Raw genomic sequence first — 19,778 nt, 5'->3', positions numbered from 1 at the left:
ATCAAGTTTTCCGGTTGGCGTCCGATAGCCTGCAGGTAAGCCGTTGAAATTGTGGAGCCGCCCGTGCGCCAGCGTTACCTGACCCTGTTGACCCTGTTCGCCAGCCTGCCGGCTGCCGCGCTGACTTTTCAGACGCGCATGGAGAACATTGCCTGGAAGGTCGAGGGTGACCCGTTCGAGTGCCGGCTGATCCAGCCGATCGATGGCTTTGGCAGTGGTGAGTTCGTACGCCGGGCGGGCGAGCAGGCAGTGTTCCAACTGCGCTCGGCCAGCAACATACTGGGGGCCGGCACTGCCAGCCTGCTGGCGGCGGCGGCGCCGTGGCAACCCGGTCGTGGTGATATCAACCTGGGTAGCGTGCGCATGGCCCGTACCGGCGTGTTGTTCAGTTCGTCGCAAGGCCAGGCCAGCCGCCTGATCAATGGCTTGCTCGACGGGCGCAGCACGGTGGTGCGCAGCTTTGCGGGCGAAGCTGGCCGGCCCATGGAAGTGCGGGTACTGCCGGTGAGCTTTGCCAAGGCCTACAGCGATTACCAGGTGTGTGCCGCCAAGCTGCTCCCCATGAACTACGACCAGGTGCGCCAGACCCAGGTCGGTTTCCCGGGCGGCGGCATCGAACTGGATGACGCGGCCAAGGCCAGGCTGGATGTGATTCTCGAATACATGAAGGCCGACCCTTCGGTGAACCATGTCGAGCTCAACGGTCACTCCGACAACAGCGGTAATCGCCTGACCAACCGCGACCTGTCACGCCGCCGGGCGCTGGCGGTGGCGGACTACTTCAAGGCTCATGGCATCAAGGATGAGCAGATCACCGTACGCTTCCACGGCGAGCGCTACCCGGTGGCCAAGAACAACACTGCAGCCAACCGGGCGCGGAATCGGCGGGTGAACATCGAGCTGGACCGGGTGGTGGTGCCTGAAAAACCGGTGGAGAAACCGACCGAGCAAGCCCCCCCTGCTGCTGCTGCTGCGCCGGCCAGGCAACCTTGAGGTTGGACAGCCGCGCGCACCGCAGGCCCTTGACTTGCCTGCCTCACTACCGTCCGTCGCCCCTGTGAAAGTTCTTGTCGCTTTGTCGTCAGAAGCTGTCGCGCCACTGTAAATTTATCGTTAACGCCGTTAGAATCGGTCCTTTTCCGTACAACCCCGTGGAGTGATGGCATGGCGGACGTAAAAAAGGTCGTACTGGCGTATTCCGGCGGCCTTGATACTTCGGTGATTCTCAAGTGGCTGCAGGATACCTACAACTGCGAAGTGGTGACTTTCACCGCTGACCTGGGTCAGGGCGAAGAGGTCGAACCGGCCCGCGCCAAGGCTCAGGCAATGGGTGTTAAAGAGATCTACATCGACGACCTGCGCGAAGAGTTCGTGCGTGATTTCGTGTTCCCGATGTTCCGCGCCAACACCGTCTACGAAGGTGAGTACCTGCTGGGTACTTCCATCGCCCGCCCGCTGATCGCCAAGCGCCTCATCGAAATCGCCAACGAAACCGGCGCAGACGCCATTTCCCATGGCGCTACCGGCAAGGGCAACGACCAGGTGCGTTTCGAGCTGGGTGCCTACGCGCTCAAGCCTGGCGTCAAGGTCATCGCCCCATGGCGTGAGTGGGACCTGCTGTCCCGCGAGAAGCTGATGGACTACGCCGAAAAGCACGGTATCCCAATCGAGCGCCACGGCAAGAAGAAGTCGCCGTACTCGATGGACGCCAACCTGCTGCACATCTCCTACGAAGGCGGTGTCCTGGAAGACACCTGGACCGAGCACGAAGAGGACATGTGGCGCTGGAGTGTCTCGCCTGAGAACGCCCCAGACCAGGCTACCTACATCGAACTCACCTACCGCAACGGCGACATCGTTGCCATCGAGGGTGTCGAGAAAACCCCGGCAACCGTTCTGGCCGACCTGAACCGCATCGGCGGTGCCAACGGCATCGGCCGCCTCGACATCGTCGAAAACCGTTATGTCGGTATGAAGTCGCGTGGCTGCTACGAGACGCCTGGCGGCACCATCATGCTCAAGGCCCACCGTGCCATCGAGTCGATCACCCTGGACCGTGAAGTTGCTCACCTCAAAGACGAGTTGATGCCCAAGTACGCCAGCCTGATCTACACCGGTTACTGGTGGAGCCCGGAGCGCGTGATGCTGCAGCAGATGATCGACGCTTCGCAGGTCAACGTGAACGGTGTGGTGCGGCTGAAGCTGTACAAAGGCAATGTCACCGTGGTTGGCCGTAAATCGGATGATTCGCTGTTCGATGCCAACATCGCCACCTTCGAAGAAGATGGCGGCGCCTACAACCAGGCCGACGCTGCTGGCTTCATCAAGCTCAACGCCTTGCGTATGCGCATTGCCGCCAACAAGGGCCGTTCGCTGCTCTGATTGCTGGCCTGTGCCATGAAAGAACCCGGCTGCGGCCTAATGCCTGTCGGTTAAGCGTTACTGGGGCTGCTTTGCAGCCCTTCGCGGGCACGCCCGCTCCCACACGTTTAGCGCTGAACGCAAGAGATGCGCTATCCCCTGTAGGAGCGGGCGTGCCCGCGAAGGGTCGCGAAGCGGCCCCAAATTACTTAACTGACTGGCATTAGGCTGCGGCCGGGTTTTTTGTGCCTGCTCGAAATGAAGAGTTTCAGCTGCATGGGTTCGCGGCCTCACTGCCCAGTGGGCTGATGGACAATTGCGCGCATTGGCCTTTATCCACATTGCAAAAGCGCCAGGTGCGGGGCGGCGTTGGTGGTTGCGCAAGCGCTTGCAACAGCTGCTGTTCCATCAGGCGACAGGCATCCGGGCCAGAAAACATGAAGGTGACGGGCTCGCCTGGCAACCCCTCTTGCGGCATGGCAGCGAGGGCCTCATTGCTGGGAGGGCGCGCGCTGTCCGCTGCTGCCTTATTGGGTAATGGGCTGTAGAACGACTTGTAGTTGAAGTTGAGTGTCAGGAAAAACAGCGCGGTCAGGAAGAACGGAAAGCCCACCAGGAACCAGGTATAGAGCTTCTGGCTGGACTCGCTGAGAAAGGGCAGTGTGGCCAGGGCGGAGGCTTCGATGATCCCGGCGAAGATGGCAATGATCGTCAGCGGGGCGACAGGTTGTGCTTGGGTCATGGTGGCTGCCTCCAGCGGTTTTGCCCATCTTTGCCTTACTGCGCCGGGCAACTAAAGACTGGACTGCTTCCCGGTGCGCGACAACGGGAAAAGTCCCTGATCCACGCTTCACCCCGAAGTCGGGAAGGGGTGTTTCAGCCCCTGACAGTCTGTGCTCAAAGTGCAACTGGCCACCGGGTACACGCCTGTAATCGGTAATAAGGAATTTGTTTGTTACAACCATAGTCGCGATGTGTAGGAAGTTTCCGCAACTATTGTAGGTTTTGTCTGCACATGAGTTTCGTCGGCAAATCGCCGCGCCATCGGTCGTTCTGTCAGTTATCTTGGCGTGCCAAAGCCACAACAGTGAATGAATGGATGTCGCATGAATAAAGTGCTTATCGTTGATGATCATCCGGTCATACGTCTTGCCGTGCGCATGCTGATGGAGCGGCATGGGTATGACGTCGTGGGGGAGACCGACAATGGGGTGGCTGCATTGCAGCTGACGCGGCAACACCTGCCGGACATCGTGGTGCTGGATATCGGTATACCGAAGCTGGATGGCCTGGAGGTGATTGCCCGCATGGCCAGCTTCAGCCCAGGCAGCAAGGTGCTGGTACTGACGTCGCAGGCACCCGGCAATTTTTCGATGCGCTGCATGCAGGCGGGGGCGGCGGGTTATGTATGCAAGCAACAGGAACTTACCGAGCTGTTGAGCGCAATCAAGGCAGTGCTCTCGGGCTACAGCTACTTCCCCAACCAGGCCCTGCATGCGGCCCGGGGCAGGGGCACGGGCAGCGAGGTGGACATGGTCAACCGCCTCTCGGCCCGGGAGATGACCGTGTTGCAACAGTTGGCGCGCGGGCGTTCGAACAAGGAAATTGCCGACAGCATGTACCTGAGCAACAAGACGGTCAGTACCTACAAGTCACGCCTGCTACTCAAGCTCAATGCACGGTCGCTGGTAGACCTGATCGAGTTGGCGCAACGGCAAGGCCTGAGCTGAGCACAGGCCATGAAGCCTCCGGGCAGGAGGCTTTGCCAAGGTGGGGCTACAGGTCGTAATCGAAATCGGCAAGTTGTTTCTGCAGGCGCCGTTCTTCGAGCAAGTTGTCGATGGTGCGGCGTTTGCTGAGGTTGGTTTTTGCAGATTCCACCGGGGGCTCCGCGTCATCTTCTACGGCAACAAAATCATCTTCGATCGACAGGTCGTCTTTATCGGTACTCATGAGTCGCTCCAAGCCAAGGGGCCGTTGGCCGACCTTATAACCAGAAAGCAGGCGCTGGTAAAAAAGATTTTTTCAATCGCCTGCAGTGGTTTTCAGCTATCCGCTCAATCGTCAGAAGTTTTGTGCTTGTACTCGCACAGGTCTTCGATCCTGCAACTGCCGCACCTTGGCTTGCGTGCCTGGCAAACATAGCGGCCATGGAGAATCAGCCAGTGGTGGGCGTCCAGCAGGTAGTCCTTGGGTACGAACTTGACCAGTTTCTTTTCCACTTCCAGCACAGTCTTGCCCGGCGCTATGCCCGTGCGATTGCTGACCCTGAAAATATGCGTATCGACGGCCATGGTCGGCTGGCGGAACGCCGTGTTCAGCACCACGTTCGCCGTCTTGCGGCCGACACCTGGCAGTGCCTCCAGCGCTTCACGGGTCTGGGGTACCTGGCTACCGTGACGCTCGATCAGTAAGCGGCAGGCTTCGATGACGTTCTTGGCCTTGCTGTTGTACAGCCCGATGGTCTTTATGTATTCGCTGAGGCCTTCGACGCCCAGGGCATAGATGGCCTCGGGGGTGTTGGCGACGGGGAACAGGCGCGCCGTAGCCTTGTTGACGCCGACGTCGGTCGATTGCGCGGACAGTGTCACTGCCACCAGCAATTCAAATGGCGTGGTGTAGGCCAGTTCGGTTTTCGGGTCAGGGTTGTCTTCATGCAGCCTGCGAAAAATCTCCAGGCGTTTGGCGGCGTTCATGAATCAGAGCTTTCCTTGATGGCGCGCACAGGCCGGGATTGCCCCGGCCCGCCGCAGAAGCCAACGGGGCTGCCAGGCAGCCCCCACGGTCAATTACTTGATGCGCTGGCCTGGCTTGGCGCCGCTGTCCGGGCTCAGCAGGTAGATTTCTTCACCACCAGGGCCTGCCGCCATGACCATCCCCTCGGACACGCCAAAGCGCATTTTCCGCGGTTTCAGGTTGGCGACCATCATGGTCAGGCGGCCTTCGAGCTTGGATGGGTCCGGGTAAGCCGACTTGATGCCGGAGAACACATTGCGGCGTTCGTCCCCGATGTCCAGGGTCAGCTGCAGCAGCTTGTCCGCACCCGCCACGGCTTCGGCCTTGACGATCAGTGCCACACGCAGGTCCACGGCGGCAAAGGTGTCGAACTCGATTTCTGCCGACAGCGGGTCCTTCGCCAGCTCGCCGTTGCCTGCCGGGGCCTTGGGTTCGGCGGCCAGCAGGTCTTCCTTGCTGGCGGCGACCATGGCTTCGACCTTGGCCAGCTCGATACGGCTCATCAGCGCCTTGAACGGGTTCAGCGTGTGGTTTTCCAGGCGCGACAGGTGGTCGTTCCAGGTCAGCGGGGCCACATTGAGGAAGGCCTCGGCGTCGGCAGCCAGCAGCGGCAGTACCGGCTTGAGGAAAATCACCAACTGGCGGAACAGGTTGATGCCCTGGGCGCAGATCGCCTGCACTTCGTCCTGCTTGCCCTCCTGCTTGGCCAGGGACCACGGCGCCTTGTCGGCGATCCAGGCATTGGCACGGTCGGCCAGCGCCATGATTTCGCGCATGGCGCGGCCGAAATCGCGGCCTTCGTAGGCCTCGGCAATGGACGGGGCGGCAGCCAGGAAGGCTTCGGTCAGTTCAGGCGCGGCATCACCGCTAACCATCACGCCCTGGTTACCCTTGTGGATGAAGCCGGCACAGCGGCTGGCGATGTTGACTACCTTGCCAACCAGGTCAGAGTTGACCTTCTGCACGAAGTCTTCCAGGTTCAGGTCTAGGTCGTCGACGCCGCGGCCCAGCTTGGCGGCGTAGTAATAGCGCAGGTACTCTGGCTGCAGGTGGTCGAGGTAGGTACGGGCCTTGATGAACGTACCCCGCGACTTCGACATCTTGGCGCCGTTGACGGTCAGGTAACCGTGCACGTTGACGGCGGTCGGCTTGCGGAAGCCCGCGCCTTCGAGCATGGCTGGCCAGAACAGGGCGTGGAAGTTGACGATGTCCTTGCCGATGAAATGGTACAGCTCGGCCGTGGAGCCTTCGCGCCAGAACGCATCGAAGTCCAGTTCCGGGCGGCGCGCGCAAAGGTTCTTGAAGCTGGCCATGTAGCCGATAGGCGCATCGAGCCAGACATAGAAGTATTTGCCCGGCTCACCCGGAATTTCGAAACCGAAGTACGGCGCGTCACGGGAGATGTCCCATTCCTGCAGGCCGGAGTCCAGCCATTCGGCCAGCTTGTTGGCGACTGCGTCCTGCAGCGTGCCGCTGCGGGTCCACTGTTGCAGCATGGCCTGGAAGTCGGGCAGCTTGAAGAAAAAGTGCTGCGAATCGCGCAATACCGGGGTGGCCCCGGAAATGGCCGACTTGGGGTTCTTCAGTTCGGTCGGTGCGTAGGTGGCGCCGCATTTCTCGCAGTTGTCGCCGTACTGGTCTTCGGCCGCGCACTTCGGGCAGGTGCCCTTGATGAAGCGGTCGGCCAGGAACATGCCCTTTTCCGGGTCGAAGTACTGGGTCACCGAACGGGTGGTAATGTGCCCGGCCTCACGCAGGCGCGTGTAGATGAGGCTCGACAGCTCACGGTTTTCTTCGCTGTGGGTGGAGTGGAAGTTGTCGAAGTCCACCAGGAAGTCGGCGAAGTCGCTGCTGTGTTCGGCCTGGACGTTGGCAATCAGCTGTTCCGGGGTGATGCCTTCCTTTTCCGCGCGCAGCATGATGGCCGAGCCGTGAGCGTCGTCGGCGCAGACGTAAATGCACTGGTTCCCGCGCAGCTTCTGGAAGCGTACCCACATATCCGTCTGGATGTACTCCAGCATATGGCCAAGGTGGATCGATCCATTGGCATAGGGCAGGGCGCTGGTGACGAGAATCTGGCGTGGCTCGGACATGGTGGCTCGGCTACTTATCTGGCTCGGGGTAAAAATGAGGGTGATCGGCCACTATAAAGGGCTGGTGAAGATATTTCACCCCGCAAGCGCATCTGCTGATGATTGACGGGTTAGGATAGGCGCCTGTTTTACATTCAGTTTGCCAATGGGAGTCTCCATGAGTGCCGTCACCCGTGCCGCCATCGAAGGCGTGCTTCGCCAGTACACCGACCCCTACCTGAACCAGGACCCGGTCAGCGCCGGTTGCGTGCGCGCCATCGATATCCAGGGCGGGCATGTCAGCGTGCAGTTGCAGTTGGGCTATGCCGCCGGGCTGTTCAAGAACGGCTGGGCCCAGGTGCTGCAGACCGCCATCGGCAACCTCGAGGGCGTCAGCGGCGCCCAGGTGTCGATCGACTGCGTGGTTGCCGCGCACAAGGCCCAGGCCCAGGTGCCGGCCATGGCCAACGTCAAGAACATCATCGCCGTGGCCTCGGGCAAGGGCGGCGTGGGCAAGTCGACCACCGCCGCCAACCTGGCCCTGGCGCTGGCCCGCGAGGGTGCCCGGGTGGGTATTCTGGATGCCGACATCTATGGCCCCAGCCAGGGCGTTATGTTCGGTATCGCCGAAGGCACCCGCCCGCAGATTCGCGAACAGAAGTGGTTTGTGCCGATCAAGGCGCATGGCGTGGAAGTGATGTCCATGGCGTTCCTGACCGACGACAACACGCCGATGGTCTGGCGTGGCCCGATGGTCTCGGGTGCGCTGCTGCAGTTGGTGACCCAGACTGCGTGGGACGACCTGGACTACCTGGTGATCGACATGCCCCCGGGCACCGGTGACATCCAGCTGACCCTGGCCCAGAAGGTGCCGGTGGCCGGGTCGGTGATCGTTACCACACCACAGGACTTGGCCTTGCTCGATGCCCGCAAGGGTGTGGAAATGTTCCGTAAGGTCAACATCCCGGTACTGGGCGTGGTCGAGAACATGGCCGTGCACATCTGTTCCAACTGCGGCCATGCCGAGCACCTGTTCGGCGAAGGCGGTGGCGAGAAACTGGCCAGCCAGTATGGCGTCGATCTGCTGGCCTCGCTGCCACTCTCGATGGTCATCCGCGAGCAGGCCGACAACGGCAAGCCGACCGCCATTGCCGAGCCGGAAAGCCAGATTGCCATGGTCTACCAGGAACTGGCGCGCCAGGTAGGGGCGCGGATCGTGCTGCAGGAAGCTGCAGCGCCGGCGATGCCGAGCATCACCATCAGCGAAGATTGACCTGAGAGCGAGCCGCCTGCTTTGCGGGCATGCCCGCTCCTACAAGGACTGCACAGCACTTGAAGCTGCGCGATCCCTGTGGGAGCGGGCGTGCCCGCGAAGAAGCCAGCGCCGAATTTCGACCAAGCATAAAAAACCCGCCAGAAGGCGGGTTTTTTGAAAGCTAGGAAGCTAGATCGGCTTAGGCGATCTGAACTTCTTCAGCCTGCATGCCTTTCTGGCCGCGGGTAGCGACGAAAGTAACAGCCTGGCCTTCTTTCAGGGTTTTGAAGCCGTCAGCTTGGATGGCTTTGAAGTGCACGAACAGGTCGTCGCCCGACTGAGGGGTGATGAAGCCGTAGCCTTTCTCATCGTTGAACCACTTAACAACACCGGATTGACGGTTGGACATTTTTCTGTCTCCTTGGACAATTTGATAACGGTCAGGAAACACCCTGACCGGGACTGAGCGCAAAGAGAGCAGAAAATTCAGCGATGGGCCGATCAGGATCGTGCATCAAACTAGAGATTCTCGGTGTCACGTGCAGCACAGTGGCGCCACCTTACCCCACTTTCCGCAACCTGCCAATGGTCTGAATGCGGTTTAGGCAAATTCGGATCGACGGCGGCTGCAAGCCGCGCCCGACGCGGGGTGAGGGATGGAACTTTAACCTGGGCGCCGGGACCGGTAAGATGCGCACCACGTTTTCCACCACGCAACTCTTCAGGACACCCCGCCATGAGCATCAAATCGGACAAGTGGATTCGCCGCATGGCGCAGGAACACGGCATGATCGAGCCGTTCGTCGAGCGCCAGGTGCGCGGCGAGCAGGACAGCCGGGTCATCTCTTTCGGTGTTTCCAGCTACGGCTACGACGTGCGCTGCGCCGACGAATTCAAGGTGTTCACCAACATCAACTCGGCGACCGTCGATCCGAAAAACTTCGACGCTGGCAGCTTCGTCGACATCAAGAGCGACGTGTGCATCATTCCGCCGAACTCGTTCGCCCTGGCGCGCACGGTCGAGTACTTCCGCATTCCGCGCGACGTGCTGACCATCTGCCTGGGCAAGAGCACCTACGCCCGTTGCGGCATCATCGTCAATGTCACCCCGCTGGAACCTGAGTGGGAAGGCCACGTTACCCTGGAATTCTCCAATACCACCACGCTGCCGGCAAAGATCTATGCCAACGAAGGCGTGGCGCAGATGCTGTTCCTGCAGTCTGACGAAGCGTGCGATGTGTCGTACAAGGACCGCGGCGGCAAGTACCAGGGCCAGCGCGGCGTGACCCTGCCGCGGACCTGAGCCGACGAGCGCGGGGAATTACCTGCGCTTTTGCCACTCCAACGAAGTACGCCGGTGTTCATGATGTGCATCGGTTTCGTCAGGAGCAGCCAATGAAACTCCATCCCGCAATCAGTGCCAAGCTGGCAGGTCTGCAGCCCAACCACATCGGGTTGTTGCCCTGGGCTTTGCTGGCGCATCCGTTGCCCATGCAGGCCGGGGGCGTGCCCCATCAGCCTGACCCCGATACGCCGCAGCCTGCGCAGCCAGGTGAATCCCCACCCATGGAACCGGGCGAGCCGACCTTGCCTGACGAGCCTCCCCCAGCGCCTGTAGCGTGATGCGCTGCTAAAGCGGCCAGACCCGGCCGGCGCCAGCCAGGTAGACCTGGCTGGTGGGCAGCGGCGCTATTTCCCAGCCGCCGGTGAACTCACCGAATGCGGGCAGCAGGCTCACTTGTTCGTCGATCAGAAAGCACGGCAGGCGCAGGCGTTGCCTGGCCCTGCCACGCAGGATGAAGACCGGGTGCACGTGGCCGGCCAGCACTGGCCGTTCCGGGTGAGCATGCGGTTCGTGCTGCAGGGCGAAGGGGCCCAGCAGCCAGGGTTCATCCAGCACTGTGATGCCCAGCGTTTCGGGGGGATCGCCGGCGTTGTGATCGTGGTTGCCGCGTATCAGCACGATGTGCAGGCCGGGATGGCGGTCGCGCCATGCCTGCAGACGAGCCAGCGTGGCAGGTGCGCGCGCGCTGCGCGCGTGCAGGAAGTCGCCGAGTACGATCAGCTGTTCGCAAGCGTAGTGGGCGAGCAGGTCATCCAGCCGCGCCAGGGTCGCCTCGGTGGTGCCGCGCGGCACCGGTTGGTGCAATGCGCGATAACTGGCGGCTTTGCCGATATGCACGTCGGCAACCAGCAATGCACGCTGCGCTGGCCAGTAGATGGCCTTGTCCGGGAGCAGCCATAACTCCTGGCCGCAATGTTCAATGGCCTGATGCTGTTGAGTCATTCCTTGTTCGCCGCCTGTTCCAGTTCTGCCACCATTCGCGCAATACGGTCCGCCAGCTTCTCGGTGCTCAACGTCTCGCGCATGCCCTCCACCAGCAAGGCGAACGCCAGCGGCCCCGGCCGCTTCAATGCTCGCAGGTCCAGTTGCAGGCCGGCCATCTTCAACAGTTGGCGGTGCAGGCGGTCAATTTCCAGTTCCTCGCTCAGCACCTCGTCGCGGGCCTGGCCGAGCAGCAGGTTGCCTGCATCATGTTTGCGAAACACCTCGTAGAACAGGCCACTGGAAGCCTGAATCTGCCGCATGCTTTTCTGCGCCGCCGGATAGCCGCCAAACACCAGCCCGGCAATCTGGGCAATTTCCCTGAAGCGGCGTAGCGCCATTTCACCCGCGTTGAGGCTGGCCAGCACATCCTCCAGCAGTTGCTCGGTGCCCAGCGCCTGCGGTAAGTGCGTCGCCCAGTCCACATGGCCAAGGCTGAGCAGCTCGAAGCCATAGTCATTTACGGCAATCGATACCGACAGGGGTTGCTGGCGGCTCACCCGCCAGGCAATCAGGTTAGCCAAGCCCAGGTTGGCCATGCGCCCGGCGAAGGGGTACAGGAACAGATGCCAGCCCTGGCGCGACTTGAAGGTCTCCGCCAGCAGCGTAGCCGTGGTGGGTAGAGCCGACCATTGGGCTTGCAGTGCCAGCAGCGGGCGCACGGCGCGCATTTCCGGGCCGGTAAAACGTTCGTGGGCGGCAGCGTCGAGCTGTTCGACCAGCGCATCGGCCAGCTCGCTCGACAAGGGCATGCGCCCGCCGTTCCAGCGTGCTATGGCAGCCTTGCGTGCGGTGCTGCGGCGTACGTAAGCGGTCATGTTTTCCACCCGCACCAGTTCCAGTACCCGCCCGGCAAATACCAGCGTATCGCCGGGCCTCAGGCGGGCGATGAAGGCCTCTTCGACACTGCCCAGCGTCTTGCCGCCGCCGCCCTTGCTCCAGTATTTGAGCTGCAGGCTGGCATCGCTGACGATGGTGCCGATGCCCATGCGATGGCGCCGCGCCAGGCGCTCGCTGGCCACTCGATAAACGCCGTCGGGATGGCGCTCGACGCGCTGGTAGTCGGGGTAGGCCGTCAGTGAACTGCCGCCGTGGCAGACAAAGTCCAGGGCCCACTGCCACTGGCTGTCGCGCAAGCCGGCGAACGCCCAGGTGCTGCGCACTTCGGCCAGCAACTGGTCGGCGCGAAAGCCACTGCCCAAGGCCATGCTGACCAGGTGCTGCACCAGTACGTCCATGCACAGCCGGGGGGAGAAACGCGCCTCGATGTGCCCGGCTTCCAGTGCCTGGCGAGCGGCTGCTGCCTCGACCAGCTCCAGGCTGTGGGTAGGTACGAGGGTTATCCGGGAGCGCCGCCCGGGTGCATGGCCCGAGCGGCCGGCCCGTTGCATCAGGCGTGCGATGCCCTTGGCCGAGCCGATTTGCAGCACCCGCTCCACGGGCAGAAAGTCTACCCCCAGGTCCAGGCTGGAGGTGCAGATCACCGCCTTCAGGCTGCCCTGCTTGAGGCTGCGTTCGACCCAGTCGCGGGTTTCCCGGGCCAGTGAGGCATGGTGCAAGGCGATCAGGCCGGCCCAGTCGGGGCGGCTTTCGAGCAGGGCCTGGTACCAGAGCTCGGCTTGGGCGCGGGTATTGGTGAACACCAGGCAACTGGCGCTGGCGTCGACCTCGCGGCTAACCTGGTCGAGCATTTTCAGGCCCATGTGCCCGGCCCAGGGAAACCGTTCTATGGCCCCGGGCAGCAGGGTATCGACCTGCAGTGCTTTGTCTTGCCGGCCTTGCACCAGCAGGCCGCCCTCGGGCAGCAGCACGTCCCGTGCATGCTGCAGGTTGCCCAAGGTGGCAGACAAACCCCAGGTCGGCAGGCCTGGGTGCCAGCGGCGCAGGCGGGCCAAGGCCAGCTGCAGTTGTACGCCGCGTTTGTTACCCAGCAACTCGTGCCATTCGTCGACCACTATCAAGCGCAGCGTGGCGAAATCGGCTTCGGCCTGGGCACGCGTCAGTAGCAGGGTCAGGCTTTCCGGGGTGGTGACCAGCACGCTGGGCAGGCGCCGCGCTTGCCGGGCCCGCTCGGCACTGCTGGTGTCGCCGCTGCGTACGCCGACACTCCACGGCAAACCCAGCTCATCGAGGGGCGCTTGCAGGGCGCGCGCAGTGTCGGCGGCCAGGGCACGCATGGGCGTGATCCATATCACCTGCAAGGGTGCTGCCTGGCGCCCCTGCGCCTGGGCCTTGAATGCGCGCAGTGCCGCCAGCCACACCGCGTAGGTTTTGCCGGCACCGGTGCTGGCGTGCAGCAGGCCAGACTCGCCGCGCTCTACCGCCGCCCAGACCCGGCGCTGGAACGCGAACGGTTTCCAGCCACGTTTGCTGAACCAGGCGTTGGCGAGGTCGGTGGTGGGCATGGGGCGCAGGGTCCTTCGAAGGTTGTGCTTCTACAGACCACCCGCCGGCGGCAATGGTTTTACCGGATCAATTGCCCAACAGGTAACCGCTCCGGCACACCTGCTCGCCGGCCACATGGGCGATGACCATGCCCGCGGTAGCCATGCGCCGTACGCTGCGGGCGTACAACAGACCGGCCTGGCTATTGCGCACGGCAGTGACCCGGTCGCTGAGGGGGTCGATGACTTCGGCGATCAGTTGGCCTGCCGCCAGTTGCTGGCCTGGTTTGGCGTGGTGCACCAGCAACCCACCCAGGGGTGTCGCCACCGGTTCTACGGCGGCCAGCGGTGTAGCCGGGCGCAGCAGGGCGGGGAGTGCCGGCTTGGCACCCTCGATAATGCCGGCATGGGTGAGGAAGTCGAGAATCGCCCCGCAATCCTTGCTGGCCAGTGCGTGGCTGACGTCGGCCTGCCCGCGCAACTCGACTGTGACCGAGCAACAGCCCAACGGGATAGGGAAGCGTTTGCCGAAGCGCTGCTGCAACTGCCACCAGACCAGGCTGAAGCACTCGTCGAACGACTGCCCGCCCGAATCGGTGGCCAGCAGGCTGGCCTGTGCACCCAGGTAGCGGGCCAGCGGCTCGATCTGCGGCCAGGCGTCGGGTGTGGTGTACAGGTGCTCCACCGCTTCGAAGTCGCAGTGCAGGTCCAGTATCAGGTCGGCATCGCAGGCCAGCCGTTGCAGGATCAGGCGCTGGGCCTGCAGCGGCGTACGCGCCGGGTGCGCGTCCAGCCCGCGGCGCAGGTACTCGCGGATCAGCGCAACGTTGTGGGCAGGGTCCTGGCTGAGGTGCTCTTCGATCTGGTCGCCGATGGTGTCCGACAGGTCGACGAAATTACGGTTGAAATTCTCGCCACTCTGTAGCTCGAAGCGCCCCAGTGGCGCGTCCAGCAGCACCTGCTCCAGGCCAACCGGGTTGGCCACCGGCACCAGGATGATTTCGCGCTGCAGACGGCCTTGTTGTTCCAGTTCTGCCAGGCGGCGCTTGAGGTGCCAGGCGACCAGCATGCCGGGTAGCTCGTCGGCGTGCAGCGATGCCTGGATATAGACTTTGCCACCACCGCGGGGGCCGAAGTGGAAGCTGTGCAGTTGGCGGGTGATGCCCGGAACGGGTGAGAGCAGGTCGTGTGTTGAATGGTGCATGGTGGTCCTGGCTGCGTGGCGAAAACGGTCTGCGACACGGGTCGGCACACAGATAGAAGCACAGTTTTCGGCGTTGTGCCTGCATAGGGTTTGCCGAAACTCGGTGAGGGTGGGCTGCGCGAGCGAGCCCGCCCACACCTCGGCCACCCAGCCAGCAACCTAGGCCAGCAAGGCCTGCAGCGTCGCCAGGTCGTCGGCCTCTTCCACCGGTTTGTCCAGGCGCCAGCGCAGCATGCGCGGGAAGCGCACGGCGATACCGCTCTTGTGCCGGCGGGACAGGGCGATGCCCTCGAAGCCTAGCTCGAACACCAGGGTGGGGGTCACGCTGCGCACCGGGCCGAAGGTTTCCACGGTGGTTTTGCGGATGATGCTGTCGACCTTGCGCATCTCCGCGTCGCTGAGCCCTGAGTACGCCTTGGCAAACGGCACCAGTGCCCGCCCAGGCGTGCCGGCCGGCGCGTCCCACACGGCGAAGGTGTAGTCGCTGTACAGGCTGGCCCGGCGGCCATGGCCACGTTGGGCATAAATGAGCACGGCGTCGACGCTGAAGGGGTCGACCTTCCACTTCCACCAGGTGCCCATGTCCTTGGTACGGCCCACGCCGTACAGGGCCTCACGCTGCTTGAGCATCAGGCCCTCGACGCCAAGGCTGCGGGATTGCTCGCGCTGGCGGGCAAGGTCGGCCCAGTCCGGGCCTTCGAGCAGCGGCGACAGCAGTACCGGGGCAAGCGGGTGTTCTTCCACCAGGCGTTGCAGCTGGGTGCGGCGCTCGTGCTGCGGTCGGCTACGCCAGTCTTCGCCTTGCCACTCCAGCAAGTCGTAGGCTTGCAGCACGACAGGCGCGTCGGCCAGCAGCTTCTTGCCCAAGGTTTTGCGGCCAAGGCGCTGCTGCAGCAGCGCGAATGGCTGCACGGCCAGTTCCGTCGATGACTCGCCCGGCTTCCACACCAGGATCTCGCCATCCAGCACCACCCCATCAGGCAGTGTCTGCGCCAGGCCATGCAGTTCGGGGAAACGCTCGGTGACCAGCTCTTCGCCGCGTGACCACACCCAAAGCTGGCCCTCGCGCTTGACCACCTGGGCACGGATGCCGTCCCACTTCCATTCGATCTGCCAGTCACTCGGCGGGCCGAGCAAGGCGTCGAACTGCTCGCTGGGCACCTGCAGTGGGTGGGCCAGGAAGAAGGGGTAGGGCTGGCCGCCGCGCTGACTGTGTTCATCGGCGGACTCCTCGGCGATCAGCTTGTGGTAGCTGGCGGCGCTGGGGCGGTGACTGATGTCGGTATACCCAACCAGCCGCTGGGCCACGCGTTTGGCGTCCAGCCCGGCCAGTTGCGCCAGCGCACGGGTGACCAGCAGCTTGGACACGCCCACGCGGAAGCTGCCGGTGATCAGCTTCAGGCACAGCATCAGGCTGGGGCGTTCCAGTTGCGCCCACAGCGCTGGCAAGCGTTCGCGGACCTGCTCGGGCGGCAGGCCCCGCAAAGGCAGCAGATGGTTTTCAACCCAGGCTGCCAAGCCTTCGTCATTGCCTTCTGCATGCTGCGGCAGCAGCAATGAAATGGTTTCGGCCAGGTCACCGACTGCCTGGTAGCTTTCCTCGAACAGCCAGTCCGGCAGGCCGGCCATGGCCGTTGCCAGTTCGCGCAGCAGGCGCGTCGGCACCAACTGCCGAGGGCGCCCACCGGCCAGGAAATACACCGCCCAGGCAGCATCTTCGGCGGGCGCGGTGGCGAAGTAATCACGCAGCGCTTCGAGCTTGGCATTGCTGGAAGTGGTCGCGTCCAGGCGCAGGTACAACGCAGCGAACGCTTTCATGGCGCAGGCTCGGGCGTGGCTGCATCGTCTTCGTCGCCATACTCGGTCACGAAGGCACGGGCATCCAGGCCTTGTTCGTTGAGGTAACGCACCAATACATTGACCGAGCCATGGGTCACCATCACCCGTTCGGCACCGGTCTGGCTGATGGCCCAGAGCAGGCCTGGCCAGTCGGCATGGTCGGAAAGCACAAAGCCCCGATCCACACCCCGGCGCCTGCGGGTGCCGCGCAGCAGCATCCAGCCGCTGGCGAACGCGTCGCTGTAGTCACCGAAGCGGCGCATCCAGCTGCTGCCGCCGGCTGACGGAGGCGCCAGGACCAACGCCCGGCGCAGCATGGGGTCGTTGCGCGCGATATCGCCGGCATAGCGGGTATCGGGCAGATGCACACCGGCTTCACGGTACACCCGGTTGAGCGGTTCGACGGCGCCATGCACCAGGATCGGGCCGATGCTCGCGTCCAGGCCGTGCAGAATCCGCTGGGCCTTGCCGAAGGCGTAGCAGAACAGCACGCTGGCCTTGCCCAGTTCGCAATTGGCCCGCCACCAGGCATTGATGCCGGCGAAGATCTCGCTTTGGCTTGGCCAGCGATAGATCGGCAAGCCGAAGGTCGACTCGGTGATGAAGGTGTGGCAGGGCACCGGCTCGAAGGGGGTACAGGTGCCATCAGGCTCGACCTTGTAGTCGCCGGAGGCTACCCAGACCTCGCCCTGGTACTCCAGGCGCACCTGCGCCGAACCCAGCACATGCCCGGCCGGGTGCAGGCTCAGGGTCACGCCGTGGTGCTGCAGGCGCTCACCGTAGGGCAGGGTCTGCAAATCGATGTGCTGGCCCAGGCGGCTGCGCAGGATGCCGGCGCCCGGGCTGGCGGTCAGGTAGTGGCCGTTACCGGTGCGGGCATGGTCGCCGTGGCCATGGGTGATCACGGCGCGGTCCACGGGCCGCCACGGGTCGATGTAGAAATCACCGGGTGGGCAGTACAGGCCTTCGGGGCGAGCGATGACGAGGTCCATGGCGTAGGCGCTGGTTACCGAGAGTACTTGTTAGGAGCTCGGAACCAGCTTGGGAGTTCGAACCATTTCTTCGAGGGAAAGGGTCACAGGCTTCCATGCCCGGGTACGCTACTTGCCCGGCACCAGCGTCAAGCGCTGGTTGCCATACGCTCGCGCGAAGTTCTGCTGTTGCAGCGGCAAGCTCATGAAGCGCCCTTTGAACCAGGCATCCAGCCCATCGCTGTAATGGGCGCTGGCCGGGTTGCCGGACTGGCCACTGCTGGTCAGCACCTGCAGCGGTTCGGCCTGGCCGAAGTCGACGATCATGCGCGCGGAGGCGGGCAGGCGGGTGGTGAAGTCACTGCCCCAGGCGTACGGGGTGAGCGCGAGGGTAGTGAAGTCGCCACCTGCGGCTTGCGGCGCACGGCTGAGCGCATCGCCCAAGCCATGGTAGGCCGGCGCCGGCCAGTGGTACTGGTGCAGCTTGCCCCATTGCCAGGCGCGGCGGTCGGCGCCCAGCTGCGCAGTGCCGGCATCCACGGCTGCCGCCAGGCTGCGGGCCAGAATGGCTGGCTTGTCTTCTTTCTGCGGGGTGTTGCGGTCGTCCCAGAACGGGCTGTCGTCGCGCCCCAGCAGGTGATCGGCCTGTGCCGAGAACGACAACCGCGCGTTGCTTACGAAGGCCTGCCAGGCAGGGCTGGACGCAGGGCCGAGGTCATCGAGGAAAGTCTGCCTGGCGACTTCCTGCAGGAACAGTTCATACAGCGCGGCGTCTGCCGATACCGGGCTCAGGCGACCGTCGAATGCCTTGAGCCGCGCCAATGCCTCGCGGGCCTTGTCGCGTTGTGCGCCTGGCAGGGCGTCGATTGCCTGCTTCAGCGGCTGGGCCATGCCGGGGGCGTCGAACATCTGCTTGAGCTGATTGGCCAGTAGCGTGACCTGGTCGTTCTGCAGGGCCATCAGGCTGCGGCTGTCATGGCGGCCATTGCCAGCCAGCTGGGCCAGGCGCTCGGCACGCTCAGGGTAGTACCAGGTGCTGGACAACTGCATGCCATAGCCGCGTGGCTGGCTGCGCTGGTTGGCATGGCCGATCCAGCCAGCAGTGGGGTCCTGGTCGTACGGGTGCAGCATCGGGTCGGCGTAGCCGTCCCAGTCATAGCGCCCGTCCCAACCAGGGGAGGGCAGCAGGCCCTGGCCTTCGCGGCGGTTGGGGTAGCGCCCGCTGACCTGCCAACCGATGTGCTCGGGCTCGGCGAACACGAAGTTGAGGGCGGCCGTAGTGACCTCGCGGGTGCTGTCGAAGGCGCGCTCGAGGTTGCCGGCGCGGGTCAGGTCGAAGAGCGCATCCAGGCTCCGGTCGCCCTTGAACTGCGGCAAGTTCAGGGCCAGGCCCAGGCTGGCGTTGTCGGGCTGGGCCAGCAGGGTGCCGTGGCGGGTGTCATACATCACTTCGCGCTGTGGCCGCTGGCCGCGCACGAAGAAGGTTTCGCTGCGCGCGCGGGCCGGCAACCACTTGCCATCTGCCAGGTAGCTCAGCTGGCTGCCCTGGCGGCGCAGTTGTTCCAGGAACAGGTCCTGGTTGTCGGCCATGACTGCGCTGCTGCTCCAGGCCAGTTTGCCGTTGTAGCCGGCCAACACGATCGGCAGGCCCGGCAGCGACAGGCCGGCAACCTGGTACTTGCTGGTGTGGATTTGCACCGGGCTGAGGGCCCAGGCGGCGCGGCTGTCACTGGCCAGCAGGCTTTTGCCGCTGCGGCTGCGTTGCGGGCCCAGGGCCAGGTTGGCCGAGCCTGGGCTACCGAGCAGGTCGAGGTCGGCCAGCTTCTGGCTGGCGGCCGCCAGCGCCGGCAGCCCTGGCAACTGGCTGGCCAGGTTGAGGCCCTTGAGCTTGTCGACTTCGCTTGTGGCCAAGGGCTCGTCCGGTGCACCGGGCAGCAGCCAGGCCAGTTTGTCGCTGCCGACTTTCTGCGCCAGGGTCAGGGCGCTGAGTTCTTCCTGCAGGTTCACCGACTGGCTGAACGCATACAGGCAGAAAAGCAGCGCCGAATCTTCAGGCTTCCAATATTCGGGGCGATAGCCACTGTTGGCCAAATCCGCTGGCAGCTTATCGCGGTAGCGGAACAGGTAGGCATTGACCCCGCGTGCGTACACCTCGAAAAAGCGCTTGAGCCGTGGCGATGCGTCGGCGTATTGCTGGGCGGCGCTTTGCTTGAGGTTGGCGGCGCGCATCAGGCGGTCGATGTCGAGCGCGTCGCTGCCGGCCAGTTCCGCCAGGCGGCCTTGGGCCAGCAAGCGCATGGCGACCATCTGTTCGATGCGGTCGCCGGCATGCACATAGCCCAGGCTGAAAAGGGCGTCATGGAAACTGCTGCTTTCGATCAGCGGTGCGCCCATGGCATTGCGCCGCACCGAGACGTTCTGTGCCAGGCCCTTGAGCGGCTGCACGCCGCTGGCGGGTGGCACGCTGCCCTGGTAGCCGCCGNNGGGGGGGGGGGGCCCGCTGCCCGGGTGGCCGCCGGTCTGGCAGCCGGCCAGCCCAAGCAGGCCGAGCAGCGTGGCAGCGGTGGTGAACCGCGGGCGGAAATGAGGAAAGGCGGCGGCGGCCATGGCAAGGGCTCCTGCAGGGCGAG

The 19,778-nt window shown here is 63.8% G+C and carries 17 protein-coding genes; 6 read left to right on the top strand and 11 right to left on the bottom strand.

The features are described 5' to 3' along the window. Nucleotides 1-63 precede the first annotated feature (63 nt). Together G1E_RS00785 and G1E_RS00780 are read left to right on the top strand one after the other, a co-directional pair. Nucleotides 64-993, top strand: a complete 930-nt coding sequence (locus G1E_RS00785) for an OmpA family protein (protein ID WP_009684563.1) — start codon at nt 64-66, stop codon at nt 991-993. 171 nt (nt 994-1,164) lie between these two features. Next, entirely contained in the window at nt 1,165-2,382 is a 1,218-nt protein-coding gene (locus G1E_RS00780; protein WP_009684564.1) for an argininosuccinate synthase, read from the top strand. 247 nt (nt 2,383-2,629) lie between these two features. Here the strand turns inward: G1E_RS00780 and G1E_RS00775 are convergent, their stop codons facing one another. After that, nucleotides 2,630-3,103, bottom strand: a complete 474-nt coding sequence (locus G1E_RS00775) for a hypothetical protein (protein ID WP_009684565.1) — start codon at nt 3,101-3,103, stop codon at nt 2,630-2,632. Between the two features lie 364 nt (nt 3,104-3,467). On the opposite strand from G1E_RS00775, the gene G1E_RS00770 reads away from it, so the two are divergent. Further along, on the top strand, nt 3,468-4,091 hold the full coding sequence (locus tag G1E_RS00770; RefSeq protein WP_009684566.1) for a response regulator transcription factor: 624 nt from the start codon (nt 3,468-3,470) through the stop codon (nt 4,089-4,091). Between the two features lie 46 nt (nt 4,092-4,137). Here the strand turns inward: G1E_RS00770 and G1E_RS28580 are convergent, their stop codons facing one another. The 3 genes from G1E_RS28580 to metG all read right to left on the bottom strand — a co-directional run bounded on the left by G1E_RS28580 (nt 4,138) and on the right by metG (nt 7,190). Beyond that, complete coding sequence (locus G1E_RS28580) at nt 4,138-4,314, bottom strand: PA3496 family putative envelope integrity protein (protein ID WP_009684567.1); 177 nt, start codon at nt 4,312-4,314, stop codon at nt 4,138-4,140. A gap of 104 nt (nt 4,315-4,418) precedes the next feature. Further along, on the bottom strand, nt 4,419-5,057 hold the full coding sequence (gene nth / locus G1E_RS00760; protein WP_009684568.1) for an endonuclease III: 639 nt from the start codon (nt 5,055-5,057) through the stop codon (nt 4,419-4,421). A 93-nt stretch (nt 5,058-5,150) separates the two neighbouring features. Further along, nucleotides 5,151-7,190, bottom strand: a complete 2,040-nt coding sequence (gene metG, locus G1E_RS00755) for a methionine--tRNA ligase (protein ID WP_009684569.1) — start codon at nt 7,188-7,190, stop codon at nt 5,151-5,153. A 157-nt stretch (nt 7,191-7,347) separates the two neighbouring features. On the opposite strand from metG, the gene apbC reads away from it, so the two are divergent. Beyond that, entirely contained in the window at nt 7,348-8,442 is a 1,095-nt protein-coding gene (gene apbC / locus G1E_RS00750) for an iron-sulfur cluster carrier protein ApbC (RefSeq protein ID WP_009684570.1), read from the top strand. A gap of 181 nt (nt 8,443-8,623) precedes the next feature. Here the strand turns inward: apbC and G1E_RS00745 are convergent, their stop codons facing one another. Beyond that, entirely contained in the window at nt 8,624-8,833 is a 210-nt protein-coding gene (locus G1E_RS00745; RefSeq protein WP_003254922.1) for a cold-shock protein, read from the bottom strand. Between the two features lie 327 nt (nt 8,834-9,160). Between G1E_RS00745 and dcd the strand changes: the two genes are divergently transcribed. Then, the gene (gene dcd, locus G1E_RS00740; protein WP_009684571.1) at nt 9,161-9,727 is read left to right on the top strand and encodes a dCTP deaminase; all 567 of its coding nucleotides are present in this window, start codon (nt 9,161-9,163) and stop codon (nt 9,725-9,727) included. A gap of 92 nt (nt 9,728-9,819) precedes the next feature. Further along, nucleotides 9,820-10,047, top strand: a complete 228-nt coding sequence (locus tag G1E_RS00735) for a hypothetical protein (protein ID WP_009684572.1) — start codon at nt 9,820-9,822, stop codon at nt 10,045-10,047. A 7-nt stretch (nt 10,048-10,054) separates the two neighbouring features. Here the strand turns inward: G1E_RS00735 and pdeM are convergent, their stop codons facing one another. From pdeM to G1E_RS00705, 6 genes are all read right to left on the bottom strand, one after another. Beyond that, nucleotides 10,055-10,711: a ligase-associated DNA damage response endonuclease PdeM gene (gene pdeM, locus G1E_RS00730; RefSeq protein WP_047149549.1), complete on the bottom strand. Its 657-nt coding sequence runs from the start codon at nt 10,709-10,711 to the stop codon at nt 10,055-10,057. Beyond that, complete coding sequence (locus tag G1E_RS00725; RefSeq protein ID WP_047149548.1) at nt 10,708-13,155, bottom strand: ligase-associated DNA damage response DEXH box helicase; 2,448 nt, start codon at nt 13,153-13,155, stop codon at nt 10,708-10,710. Before G1E_RS00725 ends, pdeM begins: the two co-directional genes overlap by 4 nt. A gap of 67 nt (nt 13,156-13,222) precedes the next feature. Next, nucleotides 13,223-14,338: a succinylglutamate desuccinylase/aspartoacylase family protein gene (locus G1E_RS00720; RefSeq protein ID WP_009684577.1), complete on the bottom strand. Its 1,116-nt coding sequence runs from the start codon at nt 14,336-14,338 to the stop codon at nt 13,223-13,225. 159 nt (nt 14,339-14,497) lie between these two features. Then, nucleotides 14,498-16,156: an ATP-dependent DNA ligase gene (locus tag G1E_RS00715; protein WP_009684578.1), complete on the bottom strand. Its 1,659-nt coding sequence runs from the start codon at nt 16,154-16,156 to the stop codon at nt 14,498-14,500. Then, nucleotides 16,153-17,169, bottom strand: coding sequence for a ligase-associated DNA damage response exonuclease (locus tag G1E_RS00710; protein ID WP_009684579.1), 1,017 nt, complete (start codon nt 17,167-17,169; stop codon nt 16,153-16,155). Before G1E_RS00710 ends, G1E_RS00715 begins: the two co-directional genes overlap by 4 nt. A gap of 108 nt (nt 17,170-17,277) precedes the next feature. Continuing rightward, nucleotides 17,278-19,755 carry a penicillin acylase family protein gene (locus G1E_RS00705; RefSeq protein WP_047149547.1) on the bottom strand — a complete coding sequence of 826 codons (2,478 nt, stop codon included), beginning with the start codon at nt 19,753-19,755 and terminating at the stop codon, nt 17,278-17,280. Nucleotides 19,756-19,778 lie beyond the last annotated feature (23 nt).

The organism is Pseudomonas sp. TJI-51, assembly GCF_000190455.2.
In the GTDB taxonomy this organism is placed as follows: domain Bacteria; phylum Pseudomonadota; class Gammaproteobacteria; order Pseudomonadales; family Pseudomonadaceae; genus Aquipseudomonas; species Aquipseudomonas juntendi.
Note: the sequence above shows the minus strand (reverse complement) of the source record. Positions and strands in the feature narration are given on the sequence as shown.